The sequence below is a fragment of the Saccharopolyspora sp. NPDC003752 genome, from assembly GCF_053605825.1.
Genome location: NZ_JBSGJZ010000034.1, coordinates 55,638 through 71,364 on the forward strand (window position 1 = coordinate 55,638; position 15,727 = coordinate 71,364).

Below are 15,727 nucleotides of genomic sequence, written 5' to 3' on the forward strand. Positions count from 1 at the left end.
AGGGCGGACTGGTGGGGCGGGCTGTCACGATTCGTTCCGTCCGGGCCTAGTTCCCGGTGAACTCGGCCTTGCCGGGCCCGTTCTCGACGAACGAGCGCATGCCGATCTTCTGGTCCTCGGTGGCGAAGGTGCCCGCGAACAGGTGGGTCTCCAGCTTCAGCCCGGTGTCCAGGTCGACGTCCAGCCCGCCGTCGATCGCGGCCTTCGCCGCGGCCAGCGCACGGGCCGCGCCGCCGGTGAACTGCTCGGCCCAGCGGCGCGCCGCCGCGTACACCTCGTCGCGCGCGACGACCTCGTCGATCATGCCCAGCGAAAGCGCTTCCTGGGCGTCGACGAAACGTCCGGTGTAGATGATGTCCTTGGCCTTGCTGGGCCCGATCAGGCGAGCGAGCCGCTGCGTGCCGCCGGCGCCGGGGATGACGCCCAGCAGGATCTCCGGCTGGCCGACCTTGACGTTCTCCCCGGCGATGCGCCGGTCGCAGCTCAGCGCCAGTTCGAAGCCGCCGCCGAGGGCGTACCCGGTGAGGGCTGCCACGGTCGGCTTCGGGATGGCGGCGACCTGGCTCATCGCGTCCGACAGGCCGCGCTCCTCCTTGCGCGCCATGTCGGTGTAGGACATGTCGGCCATTTCCTTGATGTCCGCGCCCGCCGCGAAGACCTTCTCGCCGCCGTAGACGATCACGGCGCGAACATCGGAGCGCTCGGCGGCCTCGATCGCCGTTTCCCGCAGCTCGATCTCGATCTGCCGGTTCAAGGCGTTCATCGGCGGCCGATCCAACCGGATCGTCCCGATCGCGCCGTCCACCTCAAGCCTGACGAACTCGCCCACGCAGCAACCTCCTCGTCGAACCGCCACCTCGCCGGGCAGGCTATCGCGCGCCGCCCCACGACTGCTGTGTCACGGATCTCAGCACCCGCTCGACCAGGAACGTCGTCCGATCCCGCAGCGGCGCCTGCCACCCTGAACTCAGCCGCGCCGCCGGGCGAAGTAACGGGCGCCGCTGCGCTGCAGCTCCAGGTCCTGGTCGAAGGTCTTCGACAGGTTGTCCTCGGTGAGCACGTCTTCGAGCAGTCCCTGCGCGACGATGCCGCCCTCGCGCAGCAGCAGGCCGTGCGTGAAGCCCGGCGGGATCTCTTCGACGTGGTGGGTGACCAGCACGGATGCGGGCGCGTCCGGATCCATGGCCAGCGCGGACAGCCGCGCCACCAGGTCCTCCCGGCCGCCCAGGTCCAGCCCCGCGGCCGGCTCGTCGAGCAGCAGCAGCTCGGGGTCGGTCATCAGCGCACGCGCGATGGTGGTGCGCTTGCGCTCCCCTTCGGACAACGTCGCGTACTCGCGGTCGGCGAGGTGCGCCACGCCGAGCAGGTCGAGCAGCTCGGCCGCCCGGTCGGTGTCCATCGCGTCGTACTCCTCGCGCCACCGGCCGACGACCGAATATCCGGCGCTGACGACGACGTCGCGGACCAGCTCGTCGCCGGGGATGCGGGCAGCCAGCGCAGCCGAGCACAGGCCGATGCGGGGACGGAGGTCGAACACGTTGGTCTTGCCGAGCCGTTCGCCGAGCACGTCGACGCTGCCCTCGCTCGGGTGCATCTCGGTGCTGGCCATCTTCAGCAGCGTCGTCTTGCCCGCGCCGTTGGGGCCCAGCACCACCCAGCGCTCGTCGAGCTCGACCGACCAGTTCACGTCGGCCACCAGCGTCGTCGTGCCCCGCCGAACACCGACGCCATCCATCCGGATGACCAGGTCGTCCACGTCTACCTCCCAGCCGTGACCGACCGCGGCGCCGCGAGCGACGCGCAGGCGGTTCGTCTCCGTCCGGACCGCCGCAGATTCCGGCAGGTCCCTCCGGAGCCCCATTGTTCCGTCTGCTCCGTCAGCAGTTGCGGCCGGGCGCATCCTGTGCTCGCCCGGCCGGCAGATCCCGGCCGCACGAGCGCGCGCTGGGCGCCCAGATACCGGGACGACCGCGATCGTGCTGGCACGATCCCCGCGGCCGTGCCACGATCGCAAGCGTGTCCGATTCGTTTCTCACCCGCGATCGCGTGATCGACCTCTTCCTGGTCGTCACCTCCGCCTGTCGCTGAAGCGGTTCTGCTACCGCCTTCCAGGCTCATCGCGCGGCCCGACGAATCAATCCACCGAATCACGCCCCATAGCGGGACGTGCGTGTCGTGCCGTGCTCATTTGCAAGACACGAACTTGGAGACACGCATGAGCGCTGTGCGACAGCACCTGTCCAACGACAACCCGACCACCCCCGTTTCCGAATACACCCCGGCCGAACCGGTTCCCGCGCCGGGCACGGTCGAGCTGCACCCCGGCCTCGACCTGCCGCTGCTGCACGACCTGATCCGCCCCGATCACCTGCTGTGGAGCCCACGCGAACTGCGCGACCTCACCAGTCTGGTCACGTCCGAACTGACCGGACCGCTGCTCGACATCGTCCGGGTCGACGACCAACAACGCTGGTGGGCCAAGCTCGCCCTGACCGCGGGCGTCGAGCTGTGGCTGCTGTCATGGGCGCCGGGGCAAGGCACGGAGCCGCACGACCACGGCGGTGCGTCCGGCTCGTTCTCCGTGCTGTTCGGCGCGCTCCGGGAGGACTACCGCTATCCCGCGGGCCCGGTGCGCACTGTGCACCACGACGTCGGCTCGGGCGTCGGTTTCGGCAGCGGGCGCGCCCACCAGGTCCGCAACGTCAGCTCGGTGAACTCGGCGAGCGTGCACGCGTACTCGCCGCCGCTGCTACCGGTCCGCTACTACTCGGATCTGGCCGAGGTGCCACCGGTCCCGCCGCAGCGGATTCACGCGCCACAACCGCCCACCCCGCAGCTGAAGGAGCTCGGATGAGCGAGATCCCGACCCAGCGACAGGACAGCATCACAGCCGGTCCGTACGGCATCGACCACCTGCTGGCCGAGTCGCGCGCGAAGCTCACCCGCGTCTCGCCGCGGGAGGCGTTCGCGTTGCAGCAGGACGGCGGCCTGATCATCGACATCAGGCCGCAGTCCGACCGTCTCACCGAAGGCGAGATCCCAGGCTCGCTGACGGTGGAGCGGATCGTGCTGGAGTGGCGGCTTGACCCGGCCGGCGGCCACCGGCTGGACGGCCTGCACCCCGACCGCCCGGTGGTCCTGGTGTGCAACGAGGGCTACGCCTCCAGCCTCGCGGCCGCCCAGGCGAAGGGGCTCGGCCTGACCAAGGCCACGGACCTGGCGGGCGGTTTCCGGGCCTGGAAGGCGGCCGGCCTCCCGGTCACCACCAACGTCTGACACTCCGACCAACCGCGAGCAAGGGAACCTTCCTGCCACCCGTGACAGGAAGGTTCCCTTGCTCACACCACGACCCACCAAGCTCGAAGGCGCCTCCGTTGACAGGAAAGTTCCCATCCTCGCGCCGACCACAGGCTTGATGACAGGAAAGTTCCCATGCTCACGACAAGGCCCCGCCATCCGTGACAGGAAAGTTCCCATGCTCGCGCCGCGCCCGCGGTCGGTGACAGGAAAGTTCCCATGCTCGCGCCCGGCGCCTGGCGCCGTCGGTGGTTGGGCGCCTGGTCGAAAGCGGGTATCGGCCGCGGCCCGGTCCCGTACGCTTTCGTCCTTGTGCGAGCTCAGAGTCTTTTGTTCCGCCCTTGGTTCATAGCCGCCGTGGCGGGTGCGGTCGCCGTCGTGGCCGTGGAGCTGATCGCCGGCAGCGGGCCGGCCGGGGCGGCCATCGGTTGGCTCGGCGCCCTGGTCGGGGTGGCCTTGCTTCCGATGGCGACCCAGCTGGGTTTGCTCTTGGGTTCGGTGGTTTTCGGACTGCGAGTCCGGCAGGTGATCTTCGGCGCGATGCGGGAGGTCGCGTCGTGGCGGCTGGGCCACGTGACCTTCACGATCCGTTCCTTGCCCATCACGCTGCGGGCTCAGATCGGCCCGTGGCGTTCGCCGGTGATCTTGCGGTGCTGGTTGGCCGGCATGCTGTCGGCACTGGTGGGTGTCGCCGTGGTCGTGGCGGGCTGGCTGCTCGCCGACGGCCCGTTCGGGCGCGGCTTCGTGCTCGCCGCAACGCCGTTGATGCTCTACAAGTTGTGGCCGATGCGGGTTCCGCTGACCACGTCGACCGGTTGGTTGCTCTTCTCGCTTCCTCGCATGAAGGATCCCGAACGCTCCGACTTCCTGTCCGCACCGCTGGCCGCTCGTGCGTACGAGGCGCTGCGCAAGGGCGACATCGATCGCGCGCAGGAGCACGCCGATGAACTCGCCGCGCAGTATCCGGGCCTGAACGGAACGGTCACGTGCCAGATCTCCGTGCTGGAGTCGCGCGGCGATTACGCGACGGGGGTCATGATGATGCTGAAGCTGCTGGCCAACAGCGACGAGATCCCGCCGCGCAAGATGCCCTACCTGCTGGCGGGCCTGGCGGGGCTCGGGTTCAAGGCGGTGGAAGCCGGCCAACTGCCCGCGGAAACCCTGCTGCCGACCGCCAAGAAGGCGCTTGAGGACGCGATCCAGCTCGGTTACCCGGAGTTCGAGCTGAGCGGCACCAATGGGCTCCTCGCGCTGATCGAGGGCGACGCGGACCGCGCTGTCCACCTCGCCATGACCGGCGCCGAGTACAACCACTCCCCGCTCTCCCGCGCCGACGACCTCGCCACGCTCGCCCGCGCGCACATGGCCTGCCACGACAACGCCGCCGCGCGCGCCGCGTTGGCCAAGGCCGAGGAGCTGGCCCCGTGGTCGCCCCGGGTCACCGAGACCCGCCAGCGGCTTTCGGTGGCGTGATCCCTTCCAGAACGGATCACTCCACCGCGAGTACCAGTTTCCCGGTGGTGCGGCCGGTTTCGCCGAGGGCGTGGGCCTTGGCCGCGTCCGCCAGCGGGAACACCCCGGCGATTTCCGGGCGCAGCCGGCCCGACTCGACGAGTTCGGCGATGGCGCGCATGCCCTCCTGGTCCGCCTCGACCAGCATCAGCTCCACCCGCACGCCGCGACGCTCCGCTTCGGCGGCGTCTTCTTCCCGCCCGAACGGCAGGATCGACACGAGGACGCCGCCGCGCCGGAGCGTGCGCAGTGAGCGGGTGCGGGTGTCGCCTGCGAGCGGGTCCAGCACGACGTCGACATCGCTGACGACGTCCGCGAAATCGACGTTCTGGTAGTCGATCAGCTCGTCGGCGCCGAGGCCGCGCAGGAAATCGTGCTTGCCCGCGCTGGCCGTCCCGATCACGTGGGCGCCGCGCGCCTTGGCGATCTGCACGGCGAAGTGCCCGACTCCGCCCGCGGCCGCGTGGATCAGGACGCGCTGCCCCGGCTGCAGGCGGGCCGTGTCCACCAGGGCCTGCCATGCCGTCAGCGCGGCGAGCGGGATGGCTCCCGCCTGCACGTGGTCCACATTGGACGGCTTGGGGACGAAGGCGCGAGCCGGGCCGGTCACGTACTCGGCGTGGGAGCCGACGCCGTGCGGGTAGGGCAGCATCCCGAAGACCTCGTCGCCCGGCTTGTGCAGGGTGACGCCGACGCCGACGGCCTCGACGACGCCGGAGACGTCCCAGCCGAGGACGAGCGGCGGTTCGCCGAGGAACACCTTGTACGCCCGGTGCTTCCAGTCGGTCGGGTTGAGCCCGGCAGCGCGCACCCGGATCAGCACCTCGCCCGGGCCCGGAACCGGTCGGTCGAGCCGCACCTCCTGGAGCACCTCGGGTCCGCCGAGGACGTCCTGGCTGATGGCGCGCATCTTGCTGGCTTCACTCATGCCTTCCAGCCTGCCTCCCGGCCAAGCCCGACGAAATGGCTTGATTGCCAACATTCGATAGGATCGTGCCATGCATCGGGTCGTGGTTCTGGCGCTCGACGGCGTGTACCCGTTCGAGCTGGGCATCCCCAAGCGGATCTTCGGCAGCGCCGGCCGCCGGTACGAGGTGCTGACCTGCACCGCCGACGGTGGCCCGGTGCGCAGCGACGCCGACTTCACGATCTCGGTCGAGCACGGCCCGGAGGTGCTGAGCACCGCCGACACCGTCGTGATCCCGCCGTACGACCTCACCGAGGTGACCTCCGAGCTGCCGCGGCCGGTGGCCGATGCGCTGGCGCTCGTCCGCCCCGGCACCCGAATCGTGTCGATCTGCACCGGCGCGTTCGTGCTGGCCGCGGCCGGGCTGCTCGACGGTCGTCCGGCGACCACGCACTGGTGCCTGGTCGAGCCGTTCCGGCGGATGTTCCCGAACGTGCTCCTCGACCCGGACGTGCTCTTCGTCGACGACGGCGACGTGCTGACCTCCGCGGGCGCGGCCTCCGGGGTCGACGTGTGCCTGCACATCGTGCGCTCCGACCACGGCAGCGAGGTGGCCAACCAGGTGGCGCGGAGGTGCGTCGTGCCGCCGTGGCGGGATGGCGGCCAGGCGCAGTACATCGAGCAGCCGGTCCCCGAACCGTCCGAGCTGGGCACCGCGCCGACCCGGGATTGGGCGGCCGCGAACCTCCACCTGCCGCTGACGCTGGCCGATCTCGCCGAGCACGCCCGGATGAGCGGCCGCACGTTCGCCCGCCGGTTCCGCAACGAGGTGGGGCTCAGCCCCGGCCGGTGGCTCATCCAGCAACGCGTCGCCAGGGCCCGCCACCTCCTCGAATCCACCGATCTGCCGATCGAGGAGATCGCCGCCCAGGTCGGCTTCGCCACGGCCGCGTCGCTGCGCCAGCACCTGCACACCGCGATCGGCGTCGCTCCGCTGACCTACCGCCGCACCTTCCGCGCCGGCGCCTGAAACCCGCCGGATCAGCGCGGTTCGGCGAGGCGCTCGACGGCTTTGCGGGCCGCCGCCCGGAGATCCGCAGGCTCCGCGTCGCCGAGCATCATGCGGCGCAGCTGCGGCACGGCCAGCGGCCAGCCGACCATGCCGATCGAGAGCAATCCGAGCATCCCCGCGTCGAATTCGCCGGTGACCGTTCCGCTTTCCTGGGCGCGGCGGACGCTGGCCACCTTCTCGCGGTAGTGCGCCCAGCGTTCGGAGCCGGTGACGACGCCGGAATCGCCGCGCTCCAGGGATTCCCACAGCAGCAGGCGCAGCACGTGGGGGTTCGCGAGGTGGTAGGCGGCGAGCCGGTCGGCGTAGCCGGGCAGGTCGTCGCCCTCGATCGGGACTTCGGCGGCCAGTGCGTCCATCGTTCGTTCCAGCACCGCCGAGAACAGCGCGTCCTTGTTGCCGAAGTAGGCGTAGATCAGCTGCTTGTTCGCCCGCGCCCGCTTGGCGATCTGGTCGACGCGGGCACCGGCGATGCCGTGGGCGGCGAATTCGGTGACCGCCGCCCCGAAGATCCGGGCTCTGGTGGATTCCGCGTTGCGGGACACAATTCGAACAGTACTCCCGCAGCCGACCGGCTGGTTGCGAACGAACCGGAACCGCTATTCGCCGGTGGTTCCGTCGATGCGTTCGCGCAGCAGATCGGCGTGCCCGTTGTGCCGCGCGTATTCCTCGATCAGGTGCGCCAGGACGTAGCGGAGCGAGATGACCTCGCCGCGGTATTCACAAGTGGCATCGAGGGATTCGGCGGCGGACACGATCTCCCGGGATCGCGCGCACTCCCGGCGCCAGATCGCGAACGCTTCGCCGGGATCGGCGGCGTCCACGTCGAAATCGGCGAACTCGTCGGACCCCGGCGGAGTCCAGGGGCTTTTGCCGTTCTCGCCGCGGAACGCGTTCCGGAACCAGCTGCGCTCGACCTCGGCCAGGTGCCGGACCAGCCCGAGCAACGAGAGCCCCGAGGGCGCGACCGCGCGCTCCCTGAGCTGCTCCGCGGTCAGCCCCGCGCACTTCATGGCCAGGGTTTCGCGCTGGAACTGGAGGACGCCGGTCAAGGTCGCCCGCTCGTCACCCGCCCGCGGAGGCTCGATCCGCCGTTGATCATCCACGCGGCCATCATGCGCCACAGCCCCGGCAGGCGGCTCAGAGCCCGTCCAGCAGGTTCTCCACGATGCTCATCAGCACTTGGCGGTCGTCTTGGACCCGGGCCAGGACGCGCAGCCCGTAGTACGTGCTGAGCACTTGGCGCGCCAGGGTTTCCGCGTCGCGCGTCGGGTCGATCTCGCCGGAGCGCTGTCCTCTCTCGAGGGTTTCGCGCAGCGCTTCCTCGACCGCCGCGAAGTTCCGCCGCACCTCGGCGCGGACGTCCGGGTCCGAGCTCGCGCGCTCGATGGCCGCGTTGATCGCGAAGCAGCCCGGCCGGTCGGTGCCGGAGAGGTCGGCGTCGATCGCGTCGGCCAGCAGTTCCCGCACCCTGTCCTTGACCGGCCCCGGACCTTGCAGCACCGCGGCCTGTTCCGCGGTGGCGGTCTCGTAGTACTTGCGCAACGACTTCAGGTACAGCTGGTGCTTGTCGCCGAACGCGTTGTAGAGGCTCGACGGCCCCAGTTCGGTGCGGTCGCTCAGGTCCCGGGTCGACGTAGCCTCGTACCCGTTGCGCCAGAACGTGTCCATCGCGGCGTCGAGGACGCGGGCGTCGTCGAACTTCCTCGGCCGGGCCATGCCCCCACCGTAGCAGTTTTGAAGCGATCGCAACGAAACCTCGGTCACATTTTGAATCGACCGCTTCAAAACATTGCTAGCGTCGGCCCGCAGTGATCACCGACTCGTTGGAGGGCCTTCCATGCCCCTTGCCGTCTACATCCTCGGCCTGGGCATCTTCACCCAGGGAACCTCGGAGTTCATGCTCTCGGGGCTGCTGCCCGGCATGGCCGCAGATCTCGGCGTGTCCATCCCGGACGCGGGCCTGCTGATCTCCGCGTTCGCCATCGGCATGGTCGTCGGCGCCCCGCTGCTGGCCATCGCCACCATCCGCTGGCCGCGCCGGAAAGCGCTGGTGGCGCTGCAAGGCGTCTTCATCGCCGCGCACATCGTCGGCGCGCTAGCTCCCGGCTACGGGGTGCTGATGGCCACCCGCATCGTGAGCGCCCTGTCCTACGCGGGGTTCTGGGCCGTCGCGGTGGCCGCCGCCGTGAGCCTCGTGCCGCCCGGCGCCAGGAGCCGGGCCGTCGCGATCGTCGCGGGCGGCCTGACCCTCGCCACCATCGTCGGGGTTCCGGCGGGCACCGTGCTCAGCCAACTCGCCGGCTGGCGAGCGGTGTTCTGGGCCGTCGCCGTCCTCACGGCGGTGAGCCTGGTGTGCTCGCTGTTCACCATCCACGACGCGGCCTCGCCCGAGCAGCCCAGCAGCGCCGCAGCCGAACTGCGCGCGATGGCCCGGCCCCAGCTGTGGCTGTCGTACGCGATCACGACCTTCGCCTTCGGCGCGGTCATCGTGACCTTCAGCTACCTCGCCCCGGTGCTGACCGACGTGACCGGGCTGCCCGAGGCGTGGGTTCCCGCCGAGCTGGCGCTGTTCGGGCTGGGCGGCCTGATCGGCATGACGATCGGCGGGCGCACCGCGCAGGCGCGCCCGGTCGGCACGCTCCTCGTCGGCCTCGGCACCCTGGTGATCGCCTCCGCGCTCCTCGCAGTCACGGCGGGCAACGCGATCATCACGACCATCCTCGTCTTCGTCCTGGGTGTCGGCGGGTTCGTCACCAACCCGGCCCTGCAGTCGCGGGCGTTCACCCTCGCCCCCGGGGCTCCGACGCTCGTGGGAGCCGTCAACACCTCGGCGTTCAACATCGGCAACACGCTCGCGCCGATGCTGGGCGGCATGGCCATCAGCGCCGGGTTCGGCTTCGCCTCGGTGGCCTGGGTGGGCGCCGCGATCGGCGCGGCGGGCCTGCTGGCCGCGGCGTGGGCCGGCTACCTGCAGCGCCGGTCTCAGCACGCGCCGAGCGTCAGCGTGGGCGAAACCCCGGTGCCGGTCCGGGCAGAAGCGTGACCTGAGCCGACCTGTGAGCGTTTTGGGGTGCTATGGCACCCGAAAACGCTCACGGGTCAGCCGGCTAGGACGACCTTGCCCAGCTCGGCCGGGCCGGACAGCAGCGGGTGCCGGGGCAGGACCCGGACGGTGTAGCCCGCCGGACCGGCGTGCGGCAGGGTCACCGCCGCCTCGTAGCGGCCGCCGTCCGCCGGGCGCATCGACGCGGTGACGAAGTCGTGCAGCACGTCGGAGTCGTCCACGCGCCCCACGACGACCTCGACGTCCACATCGGACGGATCGAGCCCGGCCAGGTCGACCCGCGCCCGCACCGTGACCTGCCCGCCGAGCAGCGGCGTGCCGCCGTCGTCGACGGACATCTCGGTGTCGCTGATCCGCACCCAGGTCCAGGCCGCCTGCAGCCGGGCGCGGTAGTCCGCGATCTCCCGCGCCCCGCGGTAGTCGTCCGCCGACACGGCCCGCACCGACCGGGCGGCCGGGGTGTAGTGGTTGTCGACGTACTCGCGGATCATCCGGGACGCCTGCACGCGCGGGCCCAGCGTCGCCAGGGTGTGGCGCACCATCGACATCCACTTGCCCGGCACCCCGTCGGTGTTGCGCTCGTAGAACATCGGGGCCACGTGGTCGGAGATCAGCTCGTACAGGGCGGCGGACTCCAGGTCGTCGCGCCGGTTCGGGTCGCTGACGCCGTCGGCGTTCGGGATCGCCCAGCCGTTGTGGCCGTCGAACATCTCGTCCCACCAGCCATCCCGCACCGACAGGTTCAGGCCGCCGTTGAGCGCCGCCTTCATCCCCGAGGTGCCGCACGCTTCCAGCGGCCGCACGGGGTTGTTCAGCCACACGTCGCAACCCGACACCAGGTACTTGGCCAGCGACATGTCGTAGTCCGGCAGGAACACGATGCGGTGCCGCACGTCGGCCTGGTCGGCGAAGCGCACGATCCGCTGGATCATCGCCTTCCCGCCCTCGTCCGCCGGGTGCGACTTCCCCGCGACCACGATCTGCACCGGGCGTTCCGCGTCGAGCAGCAACTCCCGCAGCCGCTCGGTGTCGCGCAGCATCAGCGTGGCCCGCTTGTAGGTCGGCACCCGGCGGGCGAAGCCGATGGTGAGCACGTCCGGGTCGAAAACCGTGTCGCACCACCCGAGTTCCAGGTCCGAGGCGCCGCGCCGCAGCCACGCGGTGCGCAGCCGCCTGCGCACCTCGTCGACCAGCCGCTGGCGCAGCGAGCAGCGCAGTTCCCACAGCAGCGAGTCGCTGACCGGCTCGATGCCGCGCAATCCGGCGCCGCTGTCCATTTCGGACTCACCGATCAGCTTGCCGAGTTCTCGCGCCGACCAGGTCGGGCCGTGCACCCCGTTGGTGACCGACCGGATCGGCACCTCCGCGACGCCGAAGCCCGGCCACAGGTTGCGGAACATCTTGCGGATGACCTCGCCGTGCAGCTCGGAGACGCCGTTGGCGCGCTGCGCGAGCCGCAGCCCCATGTGGGCCATGTTGAACATGCCCGGGTTGTCCTCGGCGCCCAGCGCGAGCACCCGATCCGTGGGCACACCGGGCAGCAGGGCCTGCGCCGAGCCGTCGCCGAAGTAGTGCCGGACCAGATCCACCGGGAAGCGGTCGATCCCGGCCGGGACCGGGGTGTGGGTGGTGAACACCGTCCCGGCTCGCACCGCGGCCACCGCCTGGTCGAACTGCAGCCCCGGGTCCTCCTGCAGCTCGCGGGCCCGCTCCAGGCCCAGGAACCCGGCGTGGCCCTCGTTGGTGTGGAACACCTCGGGCTGCGGGTGGCCGGTCAGCTCGCAGTAGGCGCGGACCGCGCGCATGCCGCCGATGCCGGCCAGGATCTCCTGGCGGATCCGGTGCGCCGCGTCGCCGCCGTAGAGCCGGTCGGTGGTCTTGCGCAGGTCGTCTTCGTTCTCCGGCAGGTCGCTGTCCAGCAGCAGCAGCGGCACCCGGCCGACCTGCGCCTTCCAGATCCGCGCGTGCAGGGTGCGCCCGGCGGGCATCGCGACCCGCACCTGGAGCGGCTTCCCGGACGGCTCGGTCAGCATCTCCAGCGGCAGGCCGCGCGGATCCAGCACCGGGTAGTGCTCGACCTGCCAGCCCTCCGCCGACAGCGACTGCCGGAAGTACCCGGACCGGTACAGCAGCCCGACACCGATCATCGGCACGCCGAGGTCGGAGGCCGACTTCAGGTGGTCGCCCGCCAGCACCCCGAGGCCGCCGGAGTAGTTCGGCAGGGCCTCGGTGAGGCCGAACTCCATCGAGAAGTAGGCGATCGAGGTGGGCAGCCCGGCGTCCTCGTCCTGCCGCTGCTGGTACCAGCGCGGCACCGAGAGGTATCGGCGCAGGTCGTCGTCGACGGCCCGGGTGCGCGCCAGGAAGTCCTGGTCGCCGGCCAGCTGCCGCAGCCGCTCGGCCGGCACCTCCGCGAGCAGCCGCAGCGGGTCCGCCCCCACCGCGGACCACACCTGCGGGTCGACCGCGGCGAACAGGTCCTGGGTCGGCGGGTGCCAGGCCCAGCGGAGGTTGGTCGCCAGCGTGCCGAGCGCGCTCAGCTGCTCGGGCAGGTGGGCTCGCACGGTGAAGCGGTGGACTGCTCTCACAGCAGCGGACCATATCTCGGCCCGCCGCGGCCCGTCCGCGGACGTGCCAGCGCAGCCCACGACCGCGACCGATGGGAAGCTTGGCGTCGTGCGCGGGATTGGACTGGTGGCGCTGGTGATCTTGGTGATCGCCAGCGGTTGCACGACTGCACCGCCCGAACCGGCCCGTGTGGCCGATCACACGGTCGATCCGGCGTTCGTGCACGGCACCGACCACGGCGACGCCGACCGGCTCGCGGCCACGGCGGTCACCGACGTGCAGCGCTTCTGGGCCGCCCAGTACCCGGCGGTGTTCGGCAAGCCCTGGCGGGACCTGGACGGCGGGTTCTTCTCGGTCGACACCAACGGCACCGGCGCCCCGCCACCGTGCGCGACCGATGTGAAGGACGTCGAAGGCAACGCGTACTACTGCGCCACCGTCGATGCGATCGCCTGGGACCGCGCAGCGCTGCTTCCGGTGCTGCGGGAGCACTACGGCGACGCATCTGTCGTGGTGGTTCTCGCGCACGAGATCGGCCACGCGGTGCAGCAGCGCGCCGGCATGGATGTCGACGACGCCTCGGTGCGCCTCGAAGCGATGGCCGACTGCTACTCGGGTTCGTTCATCCGCTGGGTCGTCGACGGCCACGCCGAGCACCTGCGCATCGACCCGGAGCAGCTGGACCGGGCGATGCGCGCGATCGTCGTCTTCCGCGACCCGGCGAGCACGAGCAGCACCGCGGCGCACGGCACCGCCTTCGACCGCGTTTCGGCGTTCCAGAGCGGTTTCCGCGACGGCGCGCGACGCTGCGCCGACGTGACGGGAACGTCGCTGGCCTCGCCTGACCCGGATGATGCGAACAAACCGCTGGACGAAGCACTGCGCGCCGACCGGATTTCCGGCTACTTCGGCGATCTCGTCGCCCAGCGCGGCGGGCGCTGGACCGCGCCGGACGTCCGCTCGACGCCCGCATGTCCCGCAGCGACCGGCCCCGCCACGTTCTGCGCGCGGCCGCCCGTGATCGTCATCGATCGCGCGGCGATCACCGAACCGCACCGCAGGATCGGCGACCAAGCAGCCACGACGCTGCTCGCCTCCCGCTTCGCGCTCGCCGCGCTCACCGAACTCGGCCGCCCCACCACCGGACCCGCCGCGAGCACGCAGATCATGTGCCTCACCGGCGCATACACCGTCACGCAGCCGGGGCTGTCGCAAGGCGACCTCGACGAGGCCGTCGCGGTCGTGCTCGAATCCGACGACGTCGCCCGTGACGCGCAGGGCACGAACTCCCTGACCGGATTCGCCCGGCTCGAAGCCTTCCGCACCGGCGCGCTCGGCGGCGCGACGGCCTGCTGATCAGGACCGGGCGTCGTAGTCGGCGCGCGCCCGGACGATCCCGGGCCGGTGGCGCTCGGCCCAACCCACCAAGCCGGCCAGCGTCTCGTGCAGCTCGCGCGCCATCGGCGTGAGCTCGTACTCGACCTTCGGCGGCACCGTCGGATGGACGGTCCGCACGAGCAGGCCGTCGCGCTCCAGCTTCCGCAGGTTCAGCGTGAGCATCCGCCGGCTGATGCCCTGGATGCTGCGCTCCAGCTCGGTGAACCGGACCGGGCCGTCCGCGGCGGCGACCAGGATCCCGATGCTCCACTTGCCCGCGACGTGATCCAGCACCTCGTTGATCGGGCACGCCTCGTGGTTGAGCCGGTCGGACACATCCGTGTGACTCCGTGACAAGAAAGTGCCTCCTTCCGCCCGCCGCAATGGTTACAGAAGATGACTCCAGTAACAAGTCGTGCACCTTTGGAGTTCTCCCCATGTTTCGACACCTCGCGGCGTCGCGCTGGTTCGCGCTGGCGGTGCTGTGCGCCGGGCAGCTGATGGTCATCCTCGACGGGACCATCGTGAACGTGGCGCTCCCGGCCATCCAGGAAGACCTCGGGTTCTCGCCGTCCGGACTGACCTGGGTGGTCAACGCCTATCTGGTGCCCTTCGGCGGCCTGCTGCTGCTCGCCGGCCGGTTCGGCGACCTGCTCGGCAAGAAGCGCGTGTTCGTGGCGGGACTTGCGCTGTTCACCGCCGCCTCCCTGCTCTGCGGCCTGGCCCAGGACCCGGCGACGCTGCTCGTCGCGCGCTTCGTCCAGGGCGCCGGCGGAGCGGTGACCTCGGCGGTCACCCTCGGCATGGTCGTGACCCTGTTCCCCGGGCCTCGCGAACGGGCGAAGGCCATCGGCGTCTACAGCTTCGTCCAGTCCGCAGGCGGGTCGATCGGGCTCCTCGCCGGTGGCGTGCTGACGCAGGCCGTGGGCTGGCACTGGATCTTCATCGTCAACGTGCCGATCGGGATCGCGGCCACGCTGCTGGCAGGACGGGTCCTCGCGCCCGAAACCGGCGGCCGCGCCGCCGTCGACGTGCTGGGCGCGCTGCTGATCACCTCGGCGCTGATGCTCGGCGTCTACTCGATCATCGCAGCCGCGGACCGCGGCTGGGCCTCCGCGCACACCCTCGGCTGCGGAGCGGGAGCCGTCGCGCTGCTGGTGGCGTTCGTCGCACGGCAAGCGATCGCCGCCGAACCGCTGCTGCCGCTGCGCGTGTTCCGCCCGCGCAATGTTCGGGGCGCTTTGAGCATCCAGGCGCTGTTGGTGGCCGGGATGTTCTCGTTCCAGTTCCTCAGCGTGCTCTACCTGCAACGCATCCTCGGCTTCGACGGGGTCCACACGGGCCTCGGGCTCTTCCCCATCTCGCTGACGATCGGCGTCCTCTCCCTCGGCGGCGCCCCCAAGCTGATCGGCCGCTTCGGCCCGCGCACCGTGCTGATCCCTGGGCTCGCGCTGATCGTCGCGGGTCTCGGACTGCTCGGCCGCGTCCCGGCCGATGGGGTGTACCTGGCGGACGTGCTGCCCGCGCTGATCCTGCTCGGCACCGGATTCGCCCTGGCGATGCCGTCGCTGGCGACCCTCGCCATGTCGGCGGCCACACCCGAGGATTCCGGGGTGGCGTCGGGCATGTTCAACACGATGCAGCAGGTCGGCAGCGCCTTCGGCCTGGCAGTCCTGAGCACGCTGGCGACGGCGCACACGAATGCGCTGCAGGCCACCGGCGAGCAGCCTGCGGAGGCGATCACCGGCGGCTACCGCTTGGCGTTCCTCGTCGGCGCGGCCTTCGTCGCGACCGCCCTGATCCTCGCCGTCACCGTCATCCGCCCCCGCCAGACCCCATCTGCAGCCCGAGAGCATGGGAACCTTCCTGTCACCGCCGACGACCGGGCGTGAGCATGGGAACCTTCCTGTCACCCCGCCCCTTGGCGATC

The 15,727-nt window shown here is 70.9% G+C and carries 15 protein-coding genes; 7 read left to right on the forward strand and 8 right to left on the reverse strand.

Annotated elements, in window-relative coordinates; all coding sequences use genetic code 11:
- Nucleotides 1–46: 46 nt before the first annotated feature.
- Entirely contained in the window at nucleotides 47–829 is a 783-nt protein-coding gene (locus ACWEV3_RS32860; protein ID WP_452617608.1) for an enoyl-CoA hydratase/isomerase family protein, read from the reverse strand.
- Between the two features lie 138 nt (nucleotides 830–967).
- The gene (locus tag ACWEV3_RS32865) at nucleotides 968–1,735 is read right to left on the reverse strand and encodes an ABC transporter ATP-binding protein (protein WP_358575790.1); all 768 of its coding nucleotides are present in this window, start codon (nucleotides 1,733–1,735) and stop codon (nucleotides 968–970) included.
- A gap of 480 nt (nucleotides 1,736–2,215) precedes the next feature.
- On the opposite strand from ACWEV3_RS32865, the gene ACWEV3_RS32870 reads away from it, so the two are divergent.
- From ACWEV3_RS32870 to ACWEV3_RS32880, 3 genes are all read left to right on the forward strand, one after another.
- Nucleotides 2,216–2,854: a cysteine dioxygenase gene (locus tag ACWEV3_RS32870; RefSeq protein WP_452617609.1), complete on the forward strand. Its 639-nt coding sequence runs from the start codon at nucleotides 2,216–2,218 to the stop codon at nucleotides 2,852–2,854.
- Entirely contained in the window at nucleotides 2,851–3,276 is a 426-nt protein-coding gene (locus ACWEV3_RS32875; protein WP_452617610.1) for a rhodanese-like domain-containing protein, read from the forward strand. Before ACWEV3_RS32870 ends, ACWEV3_RS32875 begins: the two co-directional genes overlap by 4 nt.
- Before the next feature lie 378 nt (nucleotides 3,277–3,654).
- Nucleotides 3,655–4,770, forward strand: a complete 1,116-nt coding sequence (locus tag ACWEV3_RS32880) for a hypothetical protein (protein ID WP_452617611.1) — start codon at nucleotides 3,655–3,657, stop codon at nucleotides 4,768–4,770.
- Between the two features lie 16 nt (nucleotides 4,771–4,786).
- Here the strand turns inward: ACWEV3_RS32880 and ACWEV3_RS32885 are convergent, their stop codons facing one another.
- Entirely contained in the window at nucleotides 4,787–5,719 is a 933-nt protein-coding gene (locus ACWEV3_RS32885) for an NADP-dependent oxidoreductase (protein ID WP_452617636.1), read from the reverse strand.
- A gap of 88 nt (nucleotides 5,720–5,807) precedes the next feature.
- On the opposite strand from ACWEV3_RS32885, the gene ACWEV3_RS32890 reads away from it, so the two are divergent.
- Nucleotides 5,808–6,746: a GlxA family transcriptional regulator gene (locus ACWEV3_RS32890; protein WP_452617612.1), complete on the forward strand. Its 939-nt coding sequence runs from the start codon at nucleotides 5,808–5,810 to the stop codon at nucleotides 6,744–6,746.
- An 11-nt stretch (nucleotides 6,747–6,757) separates the two neighbouring features.
- Here ACWEV3_RS32890 and ACWEV3_RS32895 read toward each other — a convergent pair whose 3' ends face one another.
- The 3 genes from ACWEV3_RS32895 to ACWEV3_RS32905 are packed head-to-tail and all read right to left on the reverse strand — an operon-like array spanning nucleotide 6,758 to nucleotide 8,504.
- Complete coding sequence (locus ACWEV3_RS32895; protein WP_452617613.1) at nucleotides 6,758–7,330, reverse strand: TetR family transcriptional regulator; 573 nt, start codon at nucleotides 7,328–7,330, stop codon at nucleotides 6,758–6,760.
- A gap of 54 nt (nucleotides 7,331–7,384) precedes the next feature.
- Nucleotides 7,385–7,891, reverse strand: a complete 507-nt coding sequence (locus tag ACWEV3_RS32900; protein WP_452617614.1) for a DinB family protein — start codon at nucleotides 7,889–7,891, stop codon at nucleotides 7,385–7,387.
- Nucleotides 7,892–7,925: 34 nt separating this feature from the next.
- Nucleotides 7,926–8,504 carry a TetR/AcrR family transcriptional regulator gene (locus tag ACWEV3_RS32905; RefSeq protein ID WP_452617615.1) on the reverse strand — a complete coding sequence of 193 codons (579 nt, stop codon included), beginning with the start codon at nucleotides 8,502–8,504 and terminating at the stop codon, nucleotides 7,926–7,928.
- Between the two features lie 121 nt (nucleotides 8,505–8,625).
- Between ACWEV3_RS32905 and ACWEV3_RS32910 the strand changes: the two genes are divergently transcribed.
- Nucleotides 8,626–9,831 carry a Cmx/CmrA family chloramphenicol efflux MFS transporter gene (locus ACWEV3_RS32910; RefSeq protein ID WP_452617616.1) on the forward strand — a complete coding sequence of 402 codons (1,206 nt, stop codon included), beginning with the start codon at nucleotides 8,626–8,628 and terminating at the stop codon, nucleotides 9,829–9,831.
- 56 nt (nucleotides 9,832–9,887) lie between these two features.
- Here ACWEV3_RS32910 and glgP read toward each other — a convergent pair whose 3' ends face one another.
- On the reverse strand, nucleotides 9,888–12,440 hold the full coding sequence (glgP, locus tag ACWEV3_RS32915) for an alpha-glucan family phosphorylase (protein ID WP_452617617.1): 2,553 nt from the start codon (nucleotides 12,438–12,440) through the stop codon (nucleotides 9,888–9,890).
- An 88-nt stretch (nucleotides 12,441–12,528) separates the two neighbouring features.
- Here glgP and ACWEV3_RS32920 point away from each other — a divergent pair, with 88 nt between their 5' ends.
- Entirely contained in the window at nucleotides 12,529–13,776 is a 1,248-nt protein-coding gene (locus ACWEV3_RS32920; RefSeq protein ID WP_452617618.1) for a peptidase, read from the forward strand.
- Here ACWEV3_RS32920 and ACWEV3_RS32925 read toward each other — a convergent pair whose 3' ends face one another.
- Nucleotides 13,777–14,154 carry a winged helix-turn-helix transcriptional regulator gene (locus ACWEV3_RS32925; protein WP_452617619.1) on the reverse strand — a complete coding sequence of 126 codons (378 nt, stop codon included), beginning with the start codon at nucleotides 14,152–14,154 and terminating at the stop codon, nucleotides 13,777–13,779.
- An 80-nt stretch (nucleotides 14,155–14,234) separates the two neighbouring features.
- Here ACWEV3_RS32925 and ACWEV3_RS32930 point away from each other — a divergent pair, with 80 nt between their 5' ends.
- Nucleotides 14,235–15,689 (forward strand): MFS transporter, encoded by a 1,455-nt coding sequence (locus tag ACWEV3_RS32930; RefSeq protein WP_452617620.1) that lies wholly within the window; start codon nucleotides 14,235–14,237, stop codon nucleotides 15,687–15,689.
- Nucleotides 15,690–15,727 lie beyond the last annotated feature (38 nt).